This window comes from Trinickia sp. Y13 (assembly GCF_029522115.1).
Classification (GTDB): Bacteria; Pseudomonadota; Gammaproteobacteria; order Burkholderiales; family Burkholderiaceae; genus Trinickia.
On the sequence record NZ_JAKWFK010000005.1, the window covers coordinates 350,979 to 371,506 of the forward strand.

Genomic DNA, 20,528 nt, shown 5'->3' on the forward strand with positions numbered 1-20,528 from the left:
CGTTCGCTAGCGCCGGCCGTTTATGCCCTCGATCAGCCAACTCAACGTTTATCCCATCAAGTCGTGTGCCGCCATTGCGCGCGACGCTGTGCGCCTAACCCATTACGGCCTCGAGTACGATCGCAACTGGATGGTGATCGATGCGCGCGGCCGCTTCATCAGTCAACGTACGCATGCACGTCTTGCGCTGGTTCAGCCAGCGTTCGAAGGCGATGCGCTGGCCGTCCGCGCGCCGGGCATGGATACGCTGCGTCTTGCGCTCGACGCTGCCGCGCTCGAGGGGGCGCCCGTCGTCGCGGCTTCGGTCTGGGGCGATACGGTGCCGGCGCTGGATGCAGGGCAAGAGGCCGAGCGCTGGTTCTCCGATTTCCTCGGCGAGCCGGTGCGCCTCGTGCGTTTCGAGCCAGGCTATGAACGGACGGCGAGCCGCGACTGGACGGGCGAGGTCGCGGCGAACGTCTACTTCGCCGATGGCTTTCCGCTGCTCGTGATCGGCCAGGCCTCGCTCGACGACTTGAACGCGCGTTTGGCAAGCAAAGGCGTCGATCCGATCCCGATGAATCGTTTTCGGCCGAACCTCGTCATCGAGGGGATGCCCGCTTACGAAGAGGACTACACAGAGTCCTTATCGATTGCCGCGGCGAGCGGGGAGATCGCGCTGCGCATCGTCAAGCCATGCACGCGCTGCCCGATTCCCACGATCGATCAAGCCCGCGGCATGCCAGACCCGCGCTGGCCGACGGAACCGACCGATACCCTGAGCGCCTACCGCGCCGACAGCCGCATGGACGGCGCGCTCACGTTCGGGCAGAACGCCATCATTCTCGCCGGTGTTGGCGGCATCTTGGAGGTCGGTCAAACGGTCGACGCCGAACTGCGCTTCGATGCATGAGCGAGACCGCGCTCATGACTGCTCACTCCGCTAGGGCGGGCCGCGTCTCGGCAGCGCCTGTCGACGAAGTCCGCTCGATTGCCCTCGACAACGGCCTGCGCATGCCTTACGTCGAGCGCGGCGCCGGCCCGCTCATCCTATTCGTGCACGGCTCGCTTTGCGACTATCGGTATTGGCAACCGCAACTTGCGGGCTTATCCGGCCGCTACCGCTGCGTCGCCGTGAGCTTGACGCATTATTGGCCGCTGCCGGGTTTGCCGCGCACGTTTCCGTTCAGTTGGAGCCGGCACGCCGACGAGCTCGCCGAATTCCTAGAAAAGCTCGACGGCGGCCCCGCACACGTTGTCGCCCATTCGCGCGGGGGCGCGGTAGCGTTTCAATTCGCCGTGCGTCATCCCCAGCACCTGCAAACGCTCACGCTCGCCGATCCGGGCGGCCCGCTATCGGCGCCCGCGCAGCCCCATGCGGTGCTGCCCGATACGGTCAATGCGCTGCGCGCGCGCGCCGCTCAATTGATCGAACAGGGGCACACGGAGCCCGGCGTGCAGCTGTTCGTCGATTCGGTAAGCCGGGTCGGCTCGTGGGCCAAGAGCACGCAGGCGTTTCGCGCGATGGCGCTGGACAATGCGTCGACGCTACCGTTGCAATTCAAGGACCCGCTGCCCGCCTACCGGCGTGAAGACGCATGGAGTTTGAGGTGCCCGGCGCTCCTGATCGACGGCGAGAAGAGCCCCGACTTGTTCCGGCGCAACGTGAATATGCTCGAGGGTTGGCTGCCCGATGTCCGGCGCCATACGATACGCGGCGCTTCGCATGGAATGAATCTGGCGCACCCCAGCGCGTTCAATCGCCACGTCGACGAATTTCTGCGCGAATTGGATTGAGCGCGCCGGTTGGGTAGGCGCGCCGCGCGGGCATCGGGTTTGCGCCGCTGCCTGAACGCGGAAACTTTGGCTTGTTCGGCTGTTCTATGCATGGGTCGCCTACAATCGAGGCAGGCCGACGGCCTGCACAGCATGGGCTTGGAGCAAAGGAGCTAAACGATGCTCGACACCGAAGCACTCAGCGACACCCCAACGCAAACCGGCGCCCCGTTGCGCGGCGAGCCGGACGGCGCATTCATCGCGCCGGAGCACCCTTACATCGCCCGGACGAGCCAGTATGTCTTGAAGTCGGGCGACACATTCGTCGTTAACGATCCCCTGGGGGACATCAACGGTGTCGACGACGGTCTGTTCGTCAACGACACGCGCATGCTGTCGCAATTGCGGCTCACGTTCGGCGGCAGAGCGCCATCGCTGCTCTCGGGCAACGTCAGCAACGACAATGCCTCGTTCACGGCGCATCTCACGAATAGGCCGCTGCCGCCCATAGGCGATGAAGGGACGCCCGAGGGCGTGATTCACGTCGAACGCTTGCGCATCCTGAGCGGCACGGTCCTTTACGAAGCGATTACGTTGACGAACTACGGCTACAGCGACGCGGTCGTGCCGCTGTCGATCTCGTTCGCCAGCGATTTCAAAGACATGTTCGAAGTGCGCGGCTTGAAGCGCACGCAACACGGCACCAACGAGCCGCCGAAGGTCGGCCGCGACGACGTGCGTCTAGGCTATGTTGGCCTAGATCGAGTGCAACGGCACGTCGACGTCGCATTCGCCCCGACGCCGAATCACTTGTTCGCCGATCGCGCCGATTACACGATCGAACTGTCGGCGCACGCTTGCGTTTCGATTTACCTGTCGGTCGCGACCCACACCCATGCGCTGGCGGCCCAGCAAGGGGCCGAGCCGACGAGTGCGCAAGTTGCGCAGCCGCCGCACAGTTCGCACCCGGCGCATTTGACGCAGATCGACGCCGTGCGGCCGCGCGTAGGGCGGGCGGCTGTGCGCGCGGCGCTGGCGAACGCACACTTGTCGATGCGCGAACGCCGTCGGGCGACGGCCCGGGTGCGCTCGAGCAATCCATTGTTCAACGCATGGATCGAGCGCTCGTTCGCCGATCTGAGCCTGCTTACGACGGACCTGCCGACGGGGCCCTATCCATACGCGGGCATCCCATGGTTCTCGACGCCGTTCGGGCGCGATGCAGTCGTCACATCGTTGCAGACCTTATGGCTGCAGCCGTGGCTCGCGCGCGGCGTGCTGCGTTTTCTTGCCGAACATCAGGCCCGCGAAGATTCGAAGTTCCGCGATGCGGCGACGGGCAAGATCATGCATGAAATGCGCAAGAGCGAAATGGCCGCTACGGGCGAGGTGCCATTCGCGCTGTACTACGGCGGTGTGGACACCACTCCGCTGTTCATCGTGCTCGCTGGCGCCTATGCGTCTCGCACGGGAGACCAAGCATTCATCGCCGAGTTATGGCCGGCGCTCGAGCGCGCCGCACAGTGGGTCGCGAATGTCTGCGACAAGAACCCCAACGGGCTCGTCGATTATCGTTGCGAGTCCGATCGTGGTCTCGCCAATCAAGGCTGGAAGGATAGCCACGACTCGGTCTTTCATGCAGACGGCAGAATGCCCGACGGCCCGATCGCACTCGTCGAAGTGCAGGCTTACGCGAGTGCGGCGTTCGATACGATGGCCGGATTCGCGGCGCAACGCGGGCTGGCCGAAGACTCGGCGCGCTACGCGGCTCGTGCCGCGGCGCTGCGCGAGCGCGTGGAGGCACTGTATTGGATGCCCGATCAGGATTTTTACGGCATTGCCCTCGATGGCCACGGCGAGCTATGCCGCGTGCTCGCGTCGAATGCCGGGCACTTGCTCGCCTTCGGGCTGCCCTCGCGCGCGCGGGGAGAGGCGGTAGCCAAGCAACTGCAATCGACGCTGTTCCATACGGGATGGGGCGTGCGCACGCTCGCCGCGGGGCAAGCGCGCTTCAACCCGATGGCTTATCACAACGGGTCGGTTTGGCCGCACGATAACGCGCTGTGCGCGCGCGGGCTGGCGCGCTACGGCAACAAGCAGGCCGCCGTGCGTTTGCTGCAGGCCCTGTTCGAAGCGGCCGTCAGCTTCGATATGCGCCTGCCGGAGCTTTTTTGCGGCTTCACACGCCGGCGCGGCGAGCCGCCCACGGCCTATCCGGTGGCTTGTCTGCCGCAAGCCTGGGCCGCGGGCGCGCCGTTCATGATGCTCGAAGCATGTCTAGGCGTCACCGTCGACGCTGTGCGTGGCGAGGTGCGCATCGATCAGCCCGCACTGCCAGAAGGGATCGACTGGCTCGAATTGCGCAATCTGCGCGTCGGCGAAGGCTCGGTATCGATCACGTTCCGGCGTCTCGGCGAGAAGGTGGTTCCGTCGACCAACGACGGAAACGTACGCGTCGTGGCAATGTTGTGATGCCGCGCGGCCTCGGCCTCGGTCTTCAGCGAAAGCGGAACCGTTCGCCTTGCAGTTTCGATGCACCCGTGCGAGGCATGCCCGGGCGCAGTTGCCACTTGGGCACGAAGTCGGGCCCGTAGATAAGCGGCGCCATGCGCGCGCCGGAATTCGTCGCGCCGGACTTGACGTGCAGCACCGTGAAGTTGCCGGTCGCGAGTTGCGTCGCTGAAAGCAGCGGGTTCGGAGCGGACAGCGCGGTATCGTCGGTTGCCTGAGCGGCGAGCGGAAGCATGCCGGCCACGCAGGCGATGCTCAGCGATGCGATTAGTGGATGAGACATGGCTGGACCTCATCGTCGTGAGAAAGCGTAGCTGCCTTCGCGGCAGCAACGGTGTGCGGCGCGCGATCGACTCGCCCGTCGCCGCACGCCGATGCGCATGAAATCTAGGCAGCGATGCTTAAAAAAAGCTTAAAAATGCACGGCGCCGGCCCGACACGGAGAAGGCGCGACGGGGGCGGTCAGGCTTCGAGTGCAAGCAAAGCAAAAGTTGCAAGCCAGTGCTCGCCCATGTAATCGCCGGCGACGTGAGCGAGCGCCGTATTCAGATGCGTTTGCGCTGCTTGCTCTAATGCAAGCTTGCGCGCGTCGCCTTCGGGCAGGGCCGCTGCGATCGAACGCTGGCACCACGCGCGGCTCAAGTTCAGGCCGTCCAGATGTGCGATCTTGCCGTCGGTGCGATCGGTGACGGTGGCCGGCGTGAACAAGGTTGCCGGTTGCCGCTGCGAAAGACGCGGCAGGAACCGATCGAACCAGACGAAGAATGCGTCGAGCGGCAATACGCGCCGCATCAATTCGGCTTCCATGAGCGTCGGCGAGAGGAATTCGTCGCCGCTCGGCTCCCATGCTTGGCAGTCGACATCATGCTCGTACCAGCGCCGGGCAGTGGCTTCGATCAGCGCGCCGAACGACGTTCTGCCCGTTTCGCGCGCGAAATCGAGCGCGAGCGCAAGCGCAAACGCGGTGTTGAAATGCGTCCCGACGCGCAGCGGATAAGTCGCCTTGGGCAAAAACTCCGTGAAGCGCTCGATGAACCAGCCCGTCAGCGGCGCAAGCGTCGCGGCCCATCGCGTGGCTTCGGTGGAGCGCATGGCATCGAGTTGACCGGCGAGCGCGAGCAACCAGCCCCAGCCATACGGCCGTTCGAACCCACTATTGTGAGGCAGACTCAAGTAAGCGAGTTCGCCCGCCACATTGGCTGGCGTGAAATGCGCGTCCACGACGGCGCGAATCTGCGGCGCTTGCGGCAAGCCGGGATATCGGTCCAGCAGACGCAACAGCAACCAATAGCCATGCACGCATGAGTGCCAGTCGTAGCTGCCGTAGAAAATCGGATGAAGTTCACGCGGCGATCGCACGTCTTGCGGGCCGGCGAGCGAGTGCGTGAGCTTGTTCGGGTATTCGCGGGTGAGATGGGCCAGTGCGAGGGCGGCGAATTTGGCGGCAATCGCGGGCGTGAGTCGAGTCGTCATCGAGGCGGGAAGTCGATCGGATGGAGTGCGCTAACGATAGTCCGGCGCAAAAGCTTCGGCAAGCCATGGGCGAGAACGATTCGGGGGGCGCTGGGAACTCGACGATGGCGGCAGCCGCACCGCCGTTTCAATCGCCCGTTTTGACCCGTCGCGTTTGGCGCTTGCCGTTAGCCGCGACCGATGCCTCGGATTCGTCGCGCTCGTCGCGTTCGAACTGGGGGGCCGCTTCGTAGCGACGCATCGCCTCGCTCAAGTCGTCCTTGAGGCGCAGCAGCGACGCAACGGCCGGCGCGGGCGGCTGCAGCGCGGTCCAGAGCACATCGACGAGGCGTTCTGCCGTGGCGTCGATGTCGGGGGTGCGCTGCCCCAGCGTTGCGTCCCACAGCACGTGCTCCATCGGGCCGAACACCATCGAGCGCATCAAGCGCAGCGGCACATCGGTGCGAATCTGTCCCGCTTGCTGCGCCTGCGCGAGCACCCGCATGAGCGGAGCCGTATAACGGCGTTGCAACGCCGTCAGTTCGGCGCTCAATTCGTGATGTTTCGCGCGGCCTTCCGACAACACGAGCGAGCACATGCCGGTGCCGTGCACGAGCATCAAGCGCAGATGGGTGCGAACGATGAAGGCGAATTGTTGGCGCGGGCCGCTCTCTCGCGGCAGCCCGGTCTCGATGGCGGCGATGATTTCGTCGTACCAATCGGCGATCACGCGCGCGCACAGTTCGCGTTTGCCGCGAAAGTAGCTGAAGACGGTCGCCTCCGACACGCCGAGCCGTTGGGCGATCTCGGCCGTTGTCGCGCGCTCGTAGCCTTTTTCCGAGAACACTTCGCGCCCGGCCCGAAGAATGTCCTTTACGCGTTGCTGCGACTTGCGTCCGGCCGGCTGGCGACGGGCGCCGCTTGCTTCGGCCTTCGGTTCTTCAACGGCTTGAGTCATATTCAACTTTGGCGGATCGGCGCGGATGGTGCATAGGATAGTAGCACCTGTGTTGGCGCACGGCATGTGGGTATATGGGAAAATGAGTATTCCTCAAAAAAATTGTTGACGCTTACGTAAATGTGGCGTGAAATGCGCGGTGATCGAGCGCGCTTGCCGCTCGCGGGCCGGTCCGGCCCCAATCGGAATTCGAGGAGACATCCATGAGCAATGTGCCTGGTTTGCAATTCGCGCTCGGCGAAGACATCGACATGCTGCGCGATACGCTCGCCCATTTCGCTGCGAAGGAAATCGCCCCCCGCGCGGCCGAGATCGACCGCACCGATCAATTCCCGATGGACCTGTGGCGCAAGTTCGGCGAACTCGGCGTGCTCGGCATGACCGTTTCGGAGGAGTACGGCGGCGCGAACATGGGCTATACGGCGCACATGGTGGCGATGGAAGAGATTTCGCGCGCATCGGCGTCGGTCGGTTTGTCGTACGGCGCGCACTCGAACCTCTGCGTCAATCAAATCCACCGCAACGGCACCCCGGCGCAAAAGAGCAAATACTTGCCCAAGCTCGTGTCGGGCGAGCACGTCGGCGCGCTGGCGATGAGCGAGCCCAACGCCGGTTCGGACGTCGTCAGCATGAAGCTGCGCGCCGATAAGCGCGGCGATCGGTACGTATTGAACGGCACCAAGATGTGGATCACGAACGGGCCCGATTGCGACACGCTCGTGGTCTATGCGAAGACGGACGTCGAAGCCGGCCCGCGCGGCATCACGGCTTTCATCGCCGAGAAAGGAATGAAGGGCTTCTCGGTCGCGCAAAAGCTCGACAAGCTCGGCATGCGCGGCTCGCATACGGGCGAGCTCGTGTTCGAAGACGTGGAAGTGCCGGAGGAAAACATCCTCGGCAGCCTGCACGGCGGCGTGAAGGTGCTCATGAGCGGCCTCGACTACGAGCGCGCCGTGCTCGCCGGCGGCCCGACCGGCATCATGCTCGCCTGCATGGACGCCGTCGTGCCCTACATTCACGACCGCAAGCAGTTCGGCCAGGCGATTGGCGAATTTCAACTGATCCAAGGCAAGGTCGCCGATCTCTACACCACGTTGCAAGCATGCCGCGCTTATCTGTACGCGGTGGGCCGCCAGCTCGACACGCTCGGTAAGGAACACGTGCGGCAAGTGCGCAAGGATTGCGCGGGCGTCATTCTCTATACGGCGGAGAAAGCCACGTGGATGGCCGGCGAAGCCATCCAGATTCTCGGCGGCAACGGCTACATCAACGAATACCCTGTCGGCCGGTTGTGGCGCGATGCGAAGCTCTACGAAATCGGCGCGGGCACGAGCGAAATCCGCCGCATGCTGATCGGCCGCGAGCTGTTCGCCGAGACGGTTTGACGCCGCTCTCGATCCACCTTTGAGTTACAAGCTGCGAGACGGAGCACCGAGCTTATGCCGATCATCGAAAGCAAGTTGAACCCACGCTCGGACGAGTTTCGAGCGAATGCCGCCGCACTGGAGGCGCTCGTCGCCGATCTGCGCGCGAAGGTCGCGCATGTCGCGATGGGCGGCGGCCAGGCCGCGCGCGACAAGCACGTCTCGCGCGGCAAGCTGCTGCCGCGCGATCGAATCGCGCAGTTGCTCGATCCCGGCACGCCGTTTCTCGAGTTCTCGCAACTGGCCGCGTTCGGCATGTATCACGATGCGGCGCCGGGCGCGGGCGTCATCACGGGGATCGGCCGCATCGCGGGACAAGAATGCGTGATCGTCTGCAACGATGCGACGGTCAAGGGCGGAACTTACTATCCGATCACCGTCAAGAAGCACGTGCGCGCGCAGGAAATCGCATTCGAAAACCGGCTGCCGTGCGTCTATCTCGTCGATTCGGGCGGCGCGAACCTGCCCAATCAAGACGAGGTGTTTCCCGATCGCGATCATTTCGGCCGCATCTTTTTCAATCAAGCGAACATGTCGGCCGCGGGCATTGCGCAGATCGCCGTCGTGATGGGCTCGTGCACGGCGGGCGGTGCCTATGTGCCCGCGATGAGCGACGAATCGATCATCGTCAAGAATCAAGGCACGATCTTTCTGGGCGGCCCGCCGCTCGTCAAAGCGGCCACGGGCGAGGAAGTGAGCGCCGAGGATCTCGGCGGGGGCGATGTCCACACGCGTTTGTCGGGTGTGGTCGATCATCTCGCGCAGAACGATGCGCACGCGTTGGCGCTCGCACGCGGCATCGTCGGCAAGCTCAACTTGACGAAGCAGCCCGCGCTTGCCCTGCGCGCGCCGAAGCCGCCGCGCTACGATGCCCAAAGCCTTTACGGCGTGATTCCCGTCGATACGCGCAAGCCGTTCGACGTGCGCGAAGTGATCGCCCGCATCGTCGACGATTCCGAGTTCGACGAATTCAAGGCGCGTTACGGCACGACGCTCGTCACCGGCTTTGCGCATATCTGGGGCCACCCCGTCGGCATCATCGCCAACAACGGCATCTTGTTCTCCGAATCAGCGCTCAAGGGCGCGCACTTCATCGAGCTTTGCTGCCAGCGCAAGATCCCGCTCGTGTTCCTGCAAAACATCACGGGTTTCATGGTGGGCCGCAAGTACGAGAACGAAGGGATCGCGAGAAATGGGGCGAAGATGGTGACCGCCGTTGCGACTGCCAAGGTGCCCAAGTTTACGGTCATCATCGGCGGCTCGTTCGGTGCGGGGAATTACGGCATGTGCGGCCGTGCTTATTCGCCGCGCTTCCTATGGATGTGGCCGAACGCGCGCATCTCGGTGATGGGCGGCGAGCAGGCCGCTTCGGTCCTCGCCACGGTTAAGCGCGACGGGATCGAAGCGAAAGGCGGCACGTGGAGCCCCGACGAGGAAGAAGCGTTCAAGCGCCCGATTCGCGAGCAATACGAGCATCAAGGGCATCCGTACTACGCGAGCGCGCGGTTGTGGGACGACGGCGTGATCGATCCGGCGCAAACGCGCGATGTGTTGGGCCTCGGGCTCTCGGCGGCGATGAACGCGCCCATCGAGGAGACGCGCTTCGGCGTGTTCAGAATGTGATGGTGATGCGGGCAAGGCGCGTTCGCAAGCTTGGATTCGGGGCGAACGCAACCTAGCCCAAGGCAAGGAGACGCTCAATGCAGTACAGCATGTTGGAAGTTCGATTTGCGGCCCATGTGGCGACGGTGACGCTCAATCGCCCCGACGTTCGCAATGCGTTCAACGAGACGACGATCGCCGAGTTGACCGATGCGTTCCGTCGACTCGATGCGCGCGACGACGTGCGTGCGATCGTGCTCGCGGCCAACGGCCCGGCGTTTTGCGCAGGGGCCGATCTGAACTGGATGAAGAAGATGGCCACGTTCTCCGACGAGGAAAATCGGGTCGACGCGCGCCGTCTCGCCGATATGTTGTCGGCCATCTACCGTGTCTCGAAGCCGGTCGTCGCGCGTGTGTCGGGCGATGCCTTCGCAGGCGGCGTCGGTCTCGTCGCGGCGAGCGACATCGTCGTCGCCGTGGACTCGGCGCGCTTTTGCCTCTCCGAAGCGCGGCTCGGCCTCATTGCGGCGACGATCGCGCCGTACGTCATTCGTGCGCTGGGCGAGCGCGCCTCGCGCCGCTATTTCACGACGGCCGAGCCGTTCGACGCCGCGACGGCGCTAAGGCTCGGGCTCGTGCATGAAGTGGTCGCCGCCGATGCGCTCGATACCCGCATCGGAAAGATCACGGCTGCGCTGTGCGCGAATGGCCCGCAGGCGGTGCGCGAATCCAAGCGCCTGGTGCAAGACGTCGCCGGCCGCGTGTTGGACGAAACCTTGATCGACGATACCGCCCGCCGCATCGCGCGAATCCGCGCGAGCGAGGAGGGGCGCGAAGGCGTCGCGTCGTTCCTCGAAAAGCGCGCGCCCGCGTGGGCAGCGCACTGACCGCCATCCCATAGCCGCTTCACTGCGAGACACTCCATGTTCAACAAGATTTTGATTGCGAATCGCGGCGAGATCGCCTGCCGCGTGGCCGCGACGTGCAAGCGGCTCGGGATTGCGAGCGTCGCCGTCTATTCCGATGCGGACGCCAATGCGAAGCACGTGGCGGCATGCGACGAAGCGGTCCATATCGGCGGTGCGGCGGCGAGCGAGAGCTATCTGCGCATCGAGCGCATCATCGATGCAGCATTGCGCACGGGCGCACAGGCCGTTCATCCGGGCTACGGATTCCTTTCGGAGAACGAAGCATTTGCGCAAGCGTGCGAGGCGGCCGGGCTCGTTTTCATCGGGCCGCCGGTGTCGGCCATCGCGGCGATGGGGTCGAAGGCGGCGGCCAAAGCGCTGATGCACGCAGCGGACGTGCCGCTCGTGCCGGGCTATCACGGCGACGAGCAAGATGCCGAGTTGCTGCAGCGCGAAGCCGATGCCATCGGCTACCCGGTGTTGCTCAAGGCGAGCGCCGGGGGCGGAGGCAAGGGCATGCGCGTGGTCGAGAAGCGGGAAGACTTCGCTGCCGCGCTGGCATCGTGCAAGCGTGAGGCGGCAAGCAGCTTCGGCAACGATCGCGTGCTCATCGAAAAGTATTTGACGCGTCCGCGTCACGTCGAAGTGCAAGTGTTCGCCGATCGGCACGGCGGCGCGGTTTACTTGTTCGATCGCGATTGCTCGGTGCAGCGGCGCCATCAAAAAGTCCTCGAGGAAGCGCCTGCGCCCGGGCTCTCCGACCGCGTGCGACGCGCGATGGGCGAAGCCGCGGTGGCGGCGGCGCAGGCGGTCTCCTATGTCGGCGCGGGCACGGTCGAATTCATCATGACCGACAGCGCGTTCTATTTCATGGAGATGAATACGCGGCTGCAGGTGGAGCATCCGGTCACCGAAATGATCACGGGGCAGGATCTCGTCGAATGGCAACTGCGCGTGGCCGCCGGCGAGCCGCTGCCGCTCGCGCAAGAACAATTGCGCATCGACGGCCATGCGATCGAAGCGCGCGTGTACGCCGAGAATCCGGCGCGCGGGTTCTTGCCATCGACGGGCACGCTCAAGTATCTGCGCATGCCGCAGAGCGTCGAGTTCGCGATCGGCGCGCCCGAGCGAGCGCCGGTGCGGATCGATAGCGGCGTGCGCGAAGGCGATACGATCACACCGTTTTACGATCCGATGATCGCCAAACTGATCGTGCACGGGGCCGATCGCGACGAAGCGCTCGCGCGCTTGACCCGCGCGTTGCAGGCTTGCGAGGCGGTAGGCCCGCAAACCAACGTGGCGTTCTTGCAGCGCATCGTGCAAAGCAAGCCGTTTGCGACGGCAGATCTCGATACGGGCCTGATCGAGCGTCATTACGATGCTTTGTTCGCACCGGTGGAGCGGCCGTTCAAGGCTGCCATGGCATTGGCGTGCGCGGCACTGCTCACGCGCGAGGGGGGCGTCGCACATGGCGCGTCGCCGTGGGATGCGCTATCGCATTGGCGCCTGAACGGCCGTTACCTTCAAACGATCGAATGGCGCGACGTGGAAAACGACGCCGCTTTCAAGGTCGCTTACACGCGCGAGGGCGAGGTGCGCGAGTTGGAGCACGACGGCCAGCGCGACGCGTTCGATTGGTGGCGCGGCAGCGAGCCGCATGCATTCGGAGCGCGTCTGGGCGAGCAGCGCATCACTGGGCGCGTGTTCATCGACGGCGACGTGTTTCACGTGTTTTGCCACGGCGCGGCGCTGGCGTTCGAGTGGCAGAACTTGCTGGCCCATGCGGCCGATGCCGAGCATGGCGAAGGGCGCTTGACCGCGCCGATGCCGGGGAAGGTGATTGCCGTGCTCGTCGAGCCGGGCGCCGTGGTGGAGAAAGGCGCGCCGCTGATCGTGATGGAGGCGATGAAGATGGAGCATACGATCGGTGCGCCCGCCGCGGGCAAGGTTGCCGAAGTGCTCTACGGGGTGGGCGACCAAGTGGCAGACGGTGCGCAGTTGCTCGTCATGGAGGCGCAGTAGGGCGGTCGGCTGGGCGACGCCGCCGGCATGAGTGTCGCGGCGGTGAGGTGCTCGCGCGGGGAGACGAAGCCGCGGAAGGCGAAGACGAAACGGGACAACTGCAATCGCCCCGCCTCGTTAGGCGATGCGTTTGGCCTTCATTGCGTGAAGGCGTTGCGCGGCCTCGCGTAGGCCACCCGTGACACGCAGCCGCGGGCGATCAGCGAAAATATTCTCCACAGGCATAAAACGCGTTTATTCCTGACACGAATAAACGCTCGAGATTCGCGACGCGGAACGAAAAAAGCCCGTTACTGCAGCGTGCCCCAGCGCTCCACCGCCGGCTCGGCCGAGGCCCACTTCCATTGGGCTCCCTGCTTGCAAGCGCTGGCGGTGAACCAGTACACCTTCGAATCGGGCTTGTTGCCGTCCACGAACGAGAACGCAAACTCCTTGCACGTGGCCAGCGCGCTGTCGATTTCGCGCGTCACGCGCACTTCGCCGTGACCGTTTTCGATCGGGAGCGTGTGTTCGACGCGCCACGGTTGCGCGGCGCCAACCGGCGTTTGCCCGACTAGCGCGGCAATGGCATCTTGCTGGTCGCGATGCATGGCGCGCATATAGCGATTCACCGCTTCGTCGGTGGCCGATTGCACCGCGATACCCACACCGATGCCGACCGCGGGGTTGGCCGTGACCGCGCCCGTCGCTATGCCCGCTACCGCACCGCTCGCCGCGCCGATCGACGCGCAGCCGCTCACGAGGGCGCCCGCGCCGATGCACGCGAGCGCGACGAGAATCGCGCGCTCTCTCATTGCAAGGCGCCCCATCGTTCGGTGGCAGGCTCGGCCGACGCCCACTTCCACGTATTGCCGTCGCGGCAAACCGAGGCGACGTAAAACGCGCTCGACGCCGCGTCGTTCTTGGTCGCAGCGCGATCGACGGAGAACACGATTTCCTTGCAGTCCAACGCCCCCGTGCTGATCGTGCGGCTAACCGTGACGCGGCCGTGCTCGTCGGGATCGAGCGGGACGCTATGCCGGCTCGCCCACGGCGCGACCGCGCCTACGGCCAACGGCCCGGCAGCTGCCGCGATCGTATTTTGCGTGTCGCGGTGCACTATCCGTTCCGTGTACTGCACGCCTGCTTTGGCGGCGGCGACTGCGCCAAGACCGATACCGGTCGCCACCGCCGCGTTGCGGGTGACTTTCGATGCGACGGCTGCGCCGGCGATACCGGCGCCAGCCGAGGCGCTTTCCGTGTACATGGAACTGCAGCCGCTCAAATCGGCGATGGCCGCTGCGACGAGCGCGGCGGCCGCGAACCGGCGCATTGTCTTTTGCATATCCGCTGCCTTTTTATCCATAGCCCTTTGCTTTATTACGAACTGACAGCATGAAGCACGCCTTGCGCTTGGCGAGCGTTTCAGCGCCTCATGAGGCGCCGCGGCGCGCGCGACGCCGCGGCATTTTGCAGCAATGGATTAAAAAAGGGCATTCGAAAATTGCAAAAAATTGCAAAGTTGCAGTATGAGCGAACCGCTACGAGGATGTTCGCGATTGAGCGGAAGGGGGATTTAGGCGTGCATTCGCGCATCGATGATCCAGCAGGGCTTCGGCCGAGCCCGTTCCGGCATCCGCATCGATGCTGCTGTTGACGATCAACCATCCCGCCTGCTCGGCCGAAGGGCCTGCGCCGGTGACGAGAATCGTTTGCCCGGCCATCGCGGCCGGACTCGTCGTGCCGCCGGCCACGATGTCGAAAGGATTGAAGTCGAAGGCGGGGCCCGGCATGCGCATCACGCGGTAGCGGGCGCCGTCGATCGTGAGCGGAGCCCACGCGCGCGGCGGATCGCTGCGATGCGCGGCCAGCGCCGATACCGCATCGGAGCGCATGCAGTCGATATGGATGTGCAACTGCTCTTGCGAGCGCCGCATCGCCGAATTGATTTCGAGTCCGATTTCGTCATCGGCGAGCGGAGCGCGTCGCGCTTTCTTCAGGCTGGCTTCGACGAAACTGCGCGCGCCCCATGCATCGGCCCAATAATTCGGTGCGTCGGGGGCAAGCAGGCCAGGGCTTTCAATGCCGGAAATCCGATCGGTCGGGATCAACAGATGCTGCGCCACGCCCTGTCGATCGCGCAAGATGGCGAAGCGACGAGGAAGATCGACCGTCGCGCAGATGCCGGGCTTGCCCGTCGTGCGCGCGGCGGGCACGCAGTCGAAGCTGACGATTTGCCAGAGTGCGTTGGGATCGGCTGCCGCCAGCACCGAGCATCCGGATGCGATGAGGGCGGCGCAAGCGGCTAGCGCTAGAGCGCGGCGGCGAATCGAGTTGAACATGGCCTGTCGCGTAGGTGCGGATGACGAGACGCGGCCATTGTGTCACGTAAGCCAGGCGGACGACGCCAAACTGCGCAGCGCCGTCCGTGCGCTGCCGCCGAAGGCGGCAGCCATCAGAATACCTTCGTGAGCGTCGCGAAGAACGTCGTTTGCAACGGGTTCGACACGGCGATGTTGCCCGACGAATCGGGCGCGCCCGTGGTGTAGTGATCGTAGGCGTTGGTTGCGCCCCAGCCCTTGGTCACCGCGCCCGTCAAGGTCCAGCCGCCGTCGAACGTCTTCGATACGGCAACCTTCGCGTCTTGCCAGTTGTATGCCGAGAAGTTCTGCACGCGCTGCCAGCCGTAATGCAAGAGCAGGGAGAAGCCGTGCGTCAGATCGACGTTCGTGTTCAAGTCGAGGTAGCCGGAGCCTCGGCTGCCCTTGCCGCTACCTATCCCGAGCGATTGACTGTCATAGCCGAAGTAATTCGGCGTATAGGTCAGCCAATACTTCGCCGTGAACCATTTGTAGGTCAACGCCGCGACGAACTCGCCATAGTTGTAGCTCGTGTTGCTTGCCGACATGCGCGCGCCGGGGTACACATAGTAGTAAAGCGTGCCCGTGTACGACAGATCGCCGAGCGCGCCGCCGTATCCGCCGTACAAATCCCACTCGACGCTACCCCCTTCGATGAACTTGCTGCTGACGCTCGAGAGCCACGTTCCGGCGAACAGTCCGCTCGAATGCGTGTAGTCGAACCCGCCTTGAATCGCCGGTTTGCCCCACGTCTGCCGGAAACCGCGCGAGACGTATTGCGACGCAAGCGTGACGTTGGCGGTGAACGGCGAAGCGGCGGGCGCTGCCGGGGCCGCCGGCTGCGCGCTCGCAGCCGTTGCGGCCGGCGCACTGGCAGCGCTCGGCTCGGCCGTCTGCGCGAGCGTATTGTGCGCATACAGAGATCCGGCCAAAAGCGCCGCGCCGCTGACTGCGGCGGATTTCAGGCGTGACTTCGTTTTCGAGTGAGTCATGATGCGCTCCGTCGTCGTTGTAATCGGTATGGCCGGTCAGCTCTCTCGGATGCTTATCGGGTGCGGATCCGGTTGGCTGAGTATTGCCAGCCGATATACGCCGTGCCGTGGCGTTTTTGGACGGAAATTTGTGCTTTCGCGACATGCCGATCGCGTGCGCGGTTTGCATTTGTGGCGCGCGGCCTTATGCTTCGGCGCTCGGCGGGGGACAAAGGCAGCTGCGGGACGACGCCCGTGTCGCATTTTCGCAAGCGTGCGTCGGAATTCGTCGGCCGCCCGGGGATTTTTCTCGCAACCATGTAGGCAGACTGTGCAGGCGTCGGCCTGCCGCAAGGAGACGGAAGAGATGAGTTCACCGAAGGTAAGGGTGCAGGGGCTCTGCAAGGTATTCGGCACGAACCCCAAGCAAGCGCTCGAGATGCTGGCGGCCGGCGCGACGAAGGATGAAATCTTCGCGCGATCAGGCCAGATCGTCGGCGTGCATAACGTTTCGTTCGATGTGCCCGAGGGCGAAATCTTCGTCCTCATGGGGCTGTCCGGCTCCGGCAAGTCGACGCTGATTCGCCTGATCAATCGGCTCGTCGATCCGACCGCGGGTCAGGTGCTGATCGACGGACGCGACATCGCATCGGCGCGGCGCCGCGAGCTCACCGCGCTGCGTCGAACGGACATGAGCATGGTGTTTCAGTCGTTCGCGCTCATGCCGCAGCGCACCGTGCTGTCGAACGCGGCGTTCGGGCTCGAAGTGGCCGGGCTCTCGCGCAAGGCGCGCGAAGCGCGCGCGATGACGGTGCTCGAGCAAGTCGGGCTAGCGCCATTCGCCCATAAGCTGCCGGCCGAGCTGTCGGGCGGCATGCAACAGCGCGTCGGTCTGGCTCGCGCCCTCGCCGTGAACCCGTCGCTGATGATCATGGACGAAGCCTTCTCGGCGCTCGATCCGCTCAAGCGCAAGGAAATGCAGAACGTGTTGCTGCAACTGCAAAAAGAGCAGCGCCGCACGATTCTGTTCGTCTCGCACGATTTGGAAGAGGCGCTGCGCATCGGCAACCGCATCGCGATCATGGAAGGCGGTTGCCTCGTGCAACTTGGCACGCCGCAGGAAATCATCGGCCGCCCTGCGAACGATTACGTGCGTGCCTTTTTCGAGGGCGTCGACACGAGCCGCTATCTGACGGCGGGCGACTTGATGCAGACCGATGCCGTGCCGCTCGTCAGGCAGTTCAATGCCGCCGGCATCGCGGCGTCGTTGAACGGCAGCGCCGATTACGCATTCGTGCTCGATGCACAGCGCAAATTTCGCGGCTTCGTCACGCGCGAGGCGTTAGGCGCGAGCAGCCCTGAACTCACCCAGGTCGAGTCGATCGCGCGTAACGCGCCGCTCGACCAGGTCGTTTCGCGCGTCGTAGCGAACGCGCGCCCTCTGCCCGTCGTCGACGACGACGGCTGCTATTGCGGCTCGGTCGATCGCGCCGTCGTCCTTCAAGCCATCACCCGCACGCGAGGCTCCCATGTCTGAACTCATTCCGCTCGGCACTTGGGTCGACCAATCCGTTCACTATCTGCTCGATCACGACAGCCGCACGTTCGACGCGATCGGGCGCGGGATCGAAGCCTTCGCCGCTCTCGTCGAACATAGCTTGCAAATCATCCCGATGTGGGCGCTGATGGCGTTCTTTATCGCCATAGGGTTGTGGCGAGTCGGCTGGCGCTTCGCGTTCTTCACCACGCTGTCGTTGCTGTTGATTTACGCGACGGGGTTCTGGGATCAGACGGTCATCACGCTCGGGTTGACGCTATCGTCGACGCTGATCAGCCTTGTATTCGGCATTCCTCTCGGCATTTGGACGGCCAAGGACAAGCATGTCGCCCTCGTCGTGAGGCCGATTCTCGATCTGATGCAAACCATGCCGGCGTTCGTCTATCTGATTCCGGCAGCGATGCTGTTCGGCCTCGGCCGCGTTCCCGGCATCTTGTCGACGGTGATCTTCGCGATGCCGCCTGCGGTGCGTTTGACGAGCCTCGGGATTCGCCATGTCAATCGCGAAATCGTCGAGGCGGGGCAGGCGTTCGGTTGCACGCCATTGCAACTGCTCTACAAGGTGCAGTTTCCGAACGCGTTGCCTTCGATCATGCAGGGCGTCAATCAGACGATCATGATGGCGCTCTCGATGGTGATCATTGCGTCGATGGTTGGCGCAGGCGGTTTGGGCAACGACGTGCTGGCCAGTATTCAACGGCTGGACATCGGTCTCGGGTTCGAGAGCGGTTTGTCCGTCGTCTTGCTGGCGATCATTCTCGATCGCATTACCGAAAGCTTCGGCCGCACGCCCGGGATGGCGAACGCGCCGCGCTTCAAAGGGTTGCGCAGTGTGATGCGGCTGCGCGGCGGCGCCCAGCAGCCCGCGACGCAAAGCTGACGCGAGCGAGGCCAGCATGACGCCCGCCACCGTGATGCAGCCTGAAGCGGCTCAGTTCGCACCCGTGCATTTCGGGTTTCTGACGCTGCCGAACTTTTCGATGATCGCGTTCACGAGCGCCGTCGAAGTCCTGAGGATGACGAACTATGTCGGCCGCGCCTCGCACTATCGTTGGTCGGTCATCTCGACCGACGGCGTGCCGGTGCGCGCTAGCAACGGCGTAACGGTCACGCCCACGCGCACCCTCGAGGAAGTCGGCGTGCCCGACGTCCTGATCGTCTGCGGGGGCACGCAAATTCGCAGTGCGGTCGATACGCGCGTGAAGGCGCTGCTCGCCGATCTCGGCGCGCGCGGCGTGCCGCTCGGTGCCCTGTGCACGGGCGCTTATGCGCTCATGAGCGCCGGCTTGCTGGACGACTATCGCTGCACCGTGCATTGGGAGGACATGTCCGCGTTGCACGCGGAATTTCCTCGCGTGAAATTCTCCGACGAACTCTTCGTCATCGATCGAGACCGTTTGACCTGCACGGGCGGCACGGCGCCGCTCGATTTGATGTTGCACCTCGTGGGCGAGCGGTGCGGCCGCAATCTCGCGGCACAGGTTTCGGCCCAGTTCATTCTCGAGCGAATCCGCAGCGCTTCCGACCATCAGCCGATTCCGGTCGATGCGCGCATCGGTTTTTCGCGAGCCGAATTGATCGAAGTCGTACGGCTCATGGAGGCCAACATTGAAGAGCCGCTGTCGCTCGAGGAACTGGCGCGTCTCGTACGGCTCTCGCAGCGCCACCTTCAGCGCATGTTCAAGGTGTACCTCGATGTATCGCCAACGCATTACTACCTTTCGCTGAGGCTACGGCGCGCGCGCGACCTGCTCAGAACGACCGATACGTCGATCGCACGCGTCACCTCGGTTTGCGGCTTTCAATCACCCTGTCATTTCAGCAAAGCCTATCGAGCTCAGTTCGGCTATGCGCCAAGCCGGGAGCGCCGGCAGGCGCATTGATGCTGCTGCGATGGTTTAGGCATTCTTGTCTTTGCGGTCGATGTTCTCGAAAACGGCCAAGCGCCGACATAACTGTGCGAACTGAGGAGAGTATATGAACCATCGCTTGATGAAGTGCGGTCTGGCTGCGGCCGCTGCGATCTTGATGACGAGCGCCAATGCAGCCGATCCGGCCGCATGCCGCAACGTGCGATTCGCCGACGTGGGGTGGACCGACATCGCCGCCACGACGGGGCTCGCCTCGACCGTCTTCGAAGGACTCGGCTATAACCCGACGAAGACGATCGCCTCGGTGCCGATTACGTTCGCCGGCATCAAGAGCAAACAGATCGACGTCTTTCTCGGCTACTGGTCGCCGACCATGGACCCGATGATCGAACCGTTCGTCAAAGCTAAGCAAATCGAAGTGCTGTCCACGCCGAATCTGACCGGGGCCAAATACACGCTCGCCGTGCCCGATTATGTCTATAACGGCGGTTTGAAAACATTCGCGGATATTCAAAAGTATGCCGATAAGCTCGGCGGCCGCATATACGGCATCGAACCCGGTAACGACGGCAATGCGCTGATCAAGAAGATGATCGACGCCAACCAATTCGGACTCGGCAAGTTCAAGCTCGTGGAATCGAGCGAGGCGGGCATGCTCGTTCAGGTCAATAAGGCGACGCGCGAAAAGCAGTGGATCGTTTTCCTCGGCTGGGAACCGCATCCGATGAACGTGCAGATGAAGATCGACTACTTGAGCGGCGGCGACGATGTCTTCGGGCCGAACTACGGCGAGGCGAAGGTTTTCACGGCAACGCCGCCCGACTATTCCGCGCGCTGCCCCAACGCCGCGAAACTCGTGTCGAATCTGCATTTCACGACGGACATCGAGAATCACGTCATGATGCCGATCATGGACAAACAGGACCCGAACAAGGCGGCTGCGCAGTGGCTGAAGAAGAACCCGCAGGTGCTCGACAAGTGGCTGGCGGGTGTGACGACGATCGATGGCAAGGATGGCTTGGCCGCCGTCAAGTCGTATATTTCGACGCATTGATTAGAGCCGCGCTCGCGCGACGCACTTGTCTCGGCAGTGCGTCGCACGGGTACTCGTGTCGAACGACGGAGAAGCAGACGGAGAGGCGGAAGCAGACGCAGAA

General features: G+C 63.9%; 17 protein-coding genes and 1 pseudogene. 11 read left to right on the plus strand and 7 right to left on the minus strand.

From position 1 onward, the window contains the following. Window positions 1–22: 22 nt before the first annotated feature. From MMB74_RS12395 to MMB74_RS12405, 3 genes are all read left to right on the plus strand, one after another. Complete coding sequence (locus tag MMB74_RS12395) at window positions 23–892, plus strand: MOSC N-terminal beta barrel domain-containing protein (protein WP_277428913.1); 870 nt, start codon at window positions 23–25, stop codon at window positions 890–892. Between the two features lie 101 nt (window positions 893–993). Beyond that, the gene (locus MMB74_RS12400; RefSeq protein ID WP_277428996.1) at window positions 994–1,776 is read left to right on the plus strand and encodes an alpha/beta hydrolase; all 783 of its coding nucleotides are present in this window, start codon (window positions 994–996) and stop codon (window positions 1,774–1,776) included. Between the two features lie 159 nt (window positions 1,777–1,935). Then, window positions 1,936–4,227, plus strand: a complete 2,292-nt coding sequence (locus MMB74_RS12405) for a glycogen debranching N-terminal domain-containing protein (RefSeq protein ID WP_277428914.1) — start codon at window positions 1,936–1,938, stop codon at window positions 4,225–4,227. 25 nt (window positions 4,228–4,252) lie between these two features. Here the strand turns inward: MMB74_RS12405 and MMB74_RS12410 are convergent, their stop codons facing one another. The 3 genes from MMB74_RS12410 to MMB74_RS12420 form a co-directional block, all read right to left on the minus strand. Further along, complete coding sequence (locus MMB74_RS12410) at window positions 4,253–4,549, minus strand: hypothetical protein (protein WP_277428915.1); 297 nt, start codon at window positions 4,547–4,549, stop codon at window positions 4,253–4,255. 179 nt (window positions 4,550–4,728) lie between these two features. Then, the gene (locus tag MMB74_RS12415; protein WP_277428916.1) at window positions 4,729–5,739 is read right to left on the minus strand and encodes a DUF2891 domain-containing protein; all 1,011 of its coding nucleotides are present in this window, start codon (window positions 5,737–5,739) and stop codon (window positions 4,729–4,731) included. A 127-nt stretch (window positions 5,740–5,866) separates the two neighbouring features. Beyond that, the gene (locus MMB74_RS12420; protein ID WP_277428917.1) at window positions 5,867–6,676 is read right to left on the minus strand and encodes a TetR/AcrR family transcriptional regulator; all 810 of its coding nucleotides are present in this window, start codon (window positions 6,674–6,676) and stop codon (window positions 5,867–5,869) included. A gap of 203 nt (window positions 6,677–6,879) precedes the next feature. Here MMB74_RS12420 and MMB74_RS12425 point away from each other — a divergent pair, with 203 nt between their 5' ends. The 4 genes from MMB74_RS12425 to MMB74_RS12440 all read left to right on the plus strand — a co-directional run bounded on the left by MMB74_RS12425 (window position 6,880) and on the right by MMB74_RS12440 (window position 12,632). Continuing rightward, a complete protein-coding gene (locus MMB74_RS12425) occupies window positions 6,880–8,061 on the plus strand; it encodes an isovaleryl-CoA dehydrogenase (protein ID WP_277428918.1) in 1,182 nt (393 codons plus the stop codon). A gap of 54 nt (window positions 8,062–8,115) precedes the next feature. Beyond that, a complete protein-coding gene (locus MMB74_RS12430) occupies window positions 8,116–9,723 on the plus strand; it encodes a carboxyl transferase domain-containing protein (protein ID WP_277428919.1) in 1,608 nt (535 codons plus the stop codon). A 77-nt stretch (window positions 9,724–9,800) separates the two neighbouring features. Then, window positions 9,801–10,589, plus strand: coding sequence for an enoyl-CoA hydratase/isomerase family protein (locus tag MMB74_RS12435; protein ID WP_277428920.1), 789 nt, complete (start codon window positions 9,801–9,803; stop codon window positions 10,587–10,589). Between the two features lie 36 nt (window positions 10,590–10,625). Further along, window positions 10,626–12,632, plus strand: coding sequence for an acetyl/propionyl/methylcrotonyl-CoA carboxylase subunit alpha (locus tag MMB74_RS12440; protein WP_277428921.1), 2,007 nt, complete (start codon window positions 10,626–10,628; stop codon window positions 12,630–12,632). A 290-nt stretch (window positions 12,633–12,922) separates the two neighbouring features. On the opposite strand, the gene MMB74_RS12445 is transcribed toward MMB74_RS12440, so the two are convergent. The 4 genes from MMB74_RS12445 to MMB74_RS12460 form a co-directional block, all read right to left on the minus strand. Further along, window positions 12,923–13,426, minus strand: coding sequence for a hypothetical protein (locus tag MMB74_RS12445; RefSeq protein ID WP_277428922.1), 504 nt, complete (start codon window positions 13,424–13,426; stop codon window positions 12,923–12,925). After that, window positions 13,423–13,956, minus strand: coding sequence for a hypothetical protein (locus MMB74_RS12450; protein ID WP_277428923.1), 534 nt, complete (start codon window positions 13,954–13,956; stop codon window positions 13,423–13,425). The genes MMB74_RS12445 and MMB74_RS12450 overlap by 4 nt, the downstream gene beginning before the upstream one ends. Window positions 13,957–14,152: 196 nt before the next feature. Further along, entirely contained in the window at window positions 14,153–14,953 is an 801-nt protein-coding gene (locus tag MMB74_RS12455; protein ID WP_277428924.1) for a CDP-diacylglycerol diphosphatase, read from the minus strand. 113 nt (window positions 14,954–15,066) lie between these two features. Further along, window positions 15,067–15,963: a TorF family putative porin gene (locus MMB74_RS12460; RefSeq protein WP_277428925.1), complete on the minus strand. Its 897-nt coding sequence runs from the start codon at window positions 15,961–15,963 to the stop codon at window positions 15,067–15,069. A gap of 235 nt (window positions 15,964–16,198) precedes the next feature. Here MMB74_RS12460 and MMB74_RS12465 point away from each other — a divergent pair. From MMB74_RS12465 to MMB74_RS12480, 4 genes and pseudogenes are all read left to right on the plus strand, one after another. Continuing rightward, window positions 16,199–17,479, plus strand: a pseudogene (locus MMB74_RS12465) (glycine betaine/L-proline ABC transporter ATP-binding protein); the annotation flags it as partial. Continuing rightward, complete coding sequence (choW, locus tag MMB74_RS12470) at window positions 17,472–18,380, plus strand: choline ABC transporter permease subunit (RefSeq protein WP_277428926.1); 909 nt, start codon at window positions 17,472–17,474, stop codon at window positions 18,378–18,380. The pseudogene MMB74_RS12465 and the gene choW, both read left to right, overlap by 8 nt. Before the next feature lie 16 nt (window positions 18,381–18,396). After that, window positions 18,397–19,383, plus strand: a complete 987-nt coding sequence (locus MMB74_RS12475; protein WP_277428927.1) for a GlxA family transcriptional regulator — start codon at window positions 18,397–18,399, stop codon at window positions 19,381–19,383. Between the two features lie 94 nt (window positions 19,384–19,477). Next, window positions 19,478–20,425 carry a choline ABC transporter substrate-binding protein gene (locus MMB74_RS12480; protein ID WP_277428928.1) on the plus strand — a complete coding sequence of 316 codons (948 nt, stop codon included), beginning with the start codon at window positions 19,478–19,480 and terminating at the stop codon, window positions 20,423–20,425. Window positions 20,426–20,528 lie beyond the last annotated feature (103 nt).

What these genes read in the sequence shown, in the direction of transcription:
- MMB74_RS12395 (WP_277428913.1), top strand. Translation starts at nt 23, where the DNA reads ATGCCCTCGATCAGCCAACTCAACGTTTATCCCATCAAGTCGTGTGCC.
- MMB74_RS12400 (WP_277428996.1), top strand. Translation starts at nt 994, where the DNA reads ATGCCTTACGTCGAGCGCGGCGCCGGCCCGCTCATCCTATTCGTGCAC.
- MMB74_RS12405 (WP_277428914.1), top strand. Translation starts at nt 1,936, where the DNA reads ATGCTCGACACCGAAGCACTCAGCGACACCCCAACGCAAACCGGCGCC.
- MMB74_RS12410 (WP_277428915.1), bottom strand. Translation starts at nt 4,549, where the DNA reads ATGTCTCATCCACTAATCGCATCGCTGAGCATCGCCTGCGTGGCCGGC.
- MMB74_RS12415 (WP_277428916.1), bottom strand. Translation starts at nt 5,739, where the DNA reads ATGACGACTCGACTCACGCCCGCGATTGCCGCCAAATTCGCCGCCCTC.
- MMB74_RS12420 (WP_277428917.1), bottom strand. Translation starts at nt 6,676, where the DNA reads ATGACTCAAGCCGTTGAAGAACCGAAGGCCGAAGCAAGCGGCGCCCGT.
- MMB74_RS12425 (WP_277428918.1), top strand. Translation starts at nt 6,880, where the DNA reads ATGAGCAATGTGCCTGGTTTGCAATTCGCGCTCGGCGAAGACATCGAC.
- MMB74_RS12430 (WP_277428919.1), top strand. Translation starts at nt 8,116, where the DNA reads ATGCCGATCATCGAAAGCAAGTTGAACCCACGCTCGGACGAGTTTCGA.
- MMB74_RS12435 (WP_277428920.1), top strand. Translation starts at nt 9,801, where the DNA reads ATGCAGTACAGCATGTTGGAAGTTCGATTTGCGGCCCATGTGGCGACG.
- MMB74_RS12440 (WP_277428921.1), top strand. Translation starts at nt 10,626, where the DNA reads ATGTTCAACAAGATTTTGATTGCGAATCGCGGCGAGATCGCCTGCCGC.
- MMB74_RS12445 (WP_277428922.1), bottom strand. Translation starts at nt 13,426, where the DNA reads ATGAGAGAGCGCGCGATTCTCGTCGCGCTCGCGTGCATCGGCGCGGGC.
- MMB74_RS12450 (WP_277428923.1), bottom strand. Translation starts at nt 13,956, where the DNA reads ATGCAAAAGACAATGCGCCGGTTCGCGGCCGCCGCGCTCGTCGCAGCG.
- MMB74_RS12455 (WP_277428924.1), bottom strand. Translation starts at nt 14,953, where the DNA reads ATGTTCAACTCGATTCGCCGCCGCGCTCTAGCGCTAGCCGCTTGCGCC.
- MMB74_RS12460 (WP_277428925.1), bottom strand. Translation starts at nt 15,963, where the DNA reads ATGACTCACTCGAAAACGAAGTCACGCCTGAAATCCGCCGCAGTCAGC.
- choW (WP_277428926.1), top strand. Translation starts at nt 17,472, where the DNA reads ATGTCTGAACTCATTCCGCTCGGCACTTGGGTCGACCAATCCGTTCAC.
- MMB74_RS12475 (WP_277428927.1), top strand. Translation starts at nt 18,397, where the DNA reads ATGACGCCCGCCACCGTGATGCAGCCTGAAGCGGCTCAGTTCGCACCC.
- MMB74_RS12480 (WP_277428928.1), top strand. Translation starts at nt 19,478, where the DNA reads ATGAACCATCGCTTGATGAAGTGCGGTCTGGCTGCGGCCGCTGCGATC.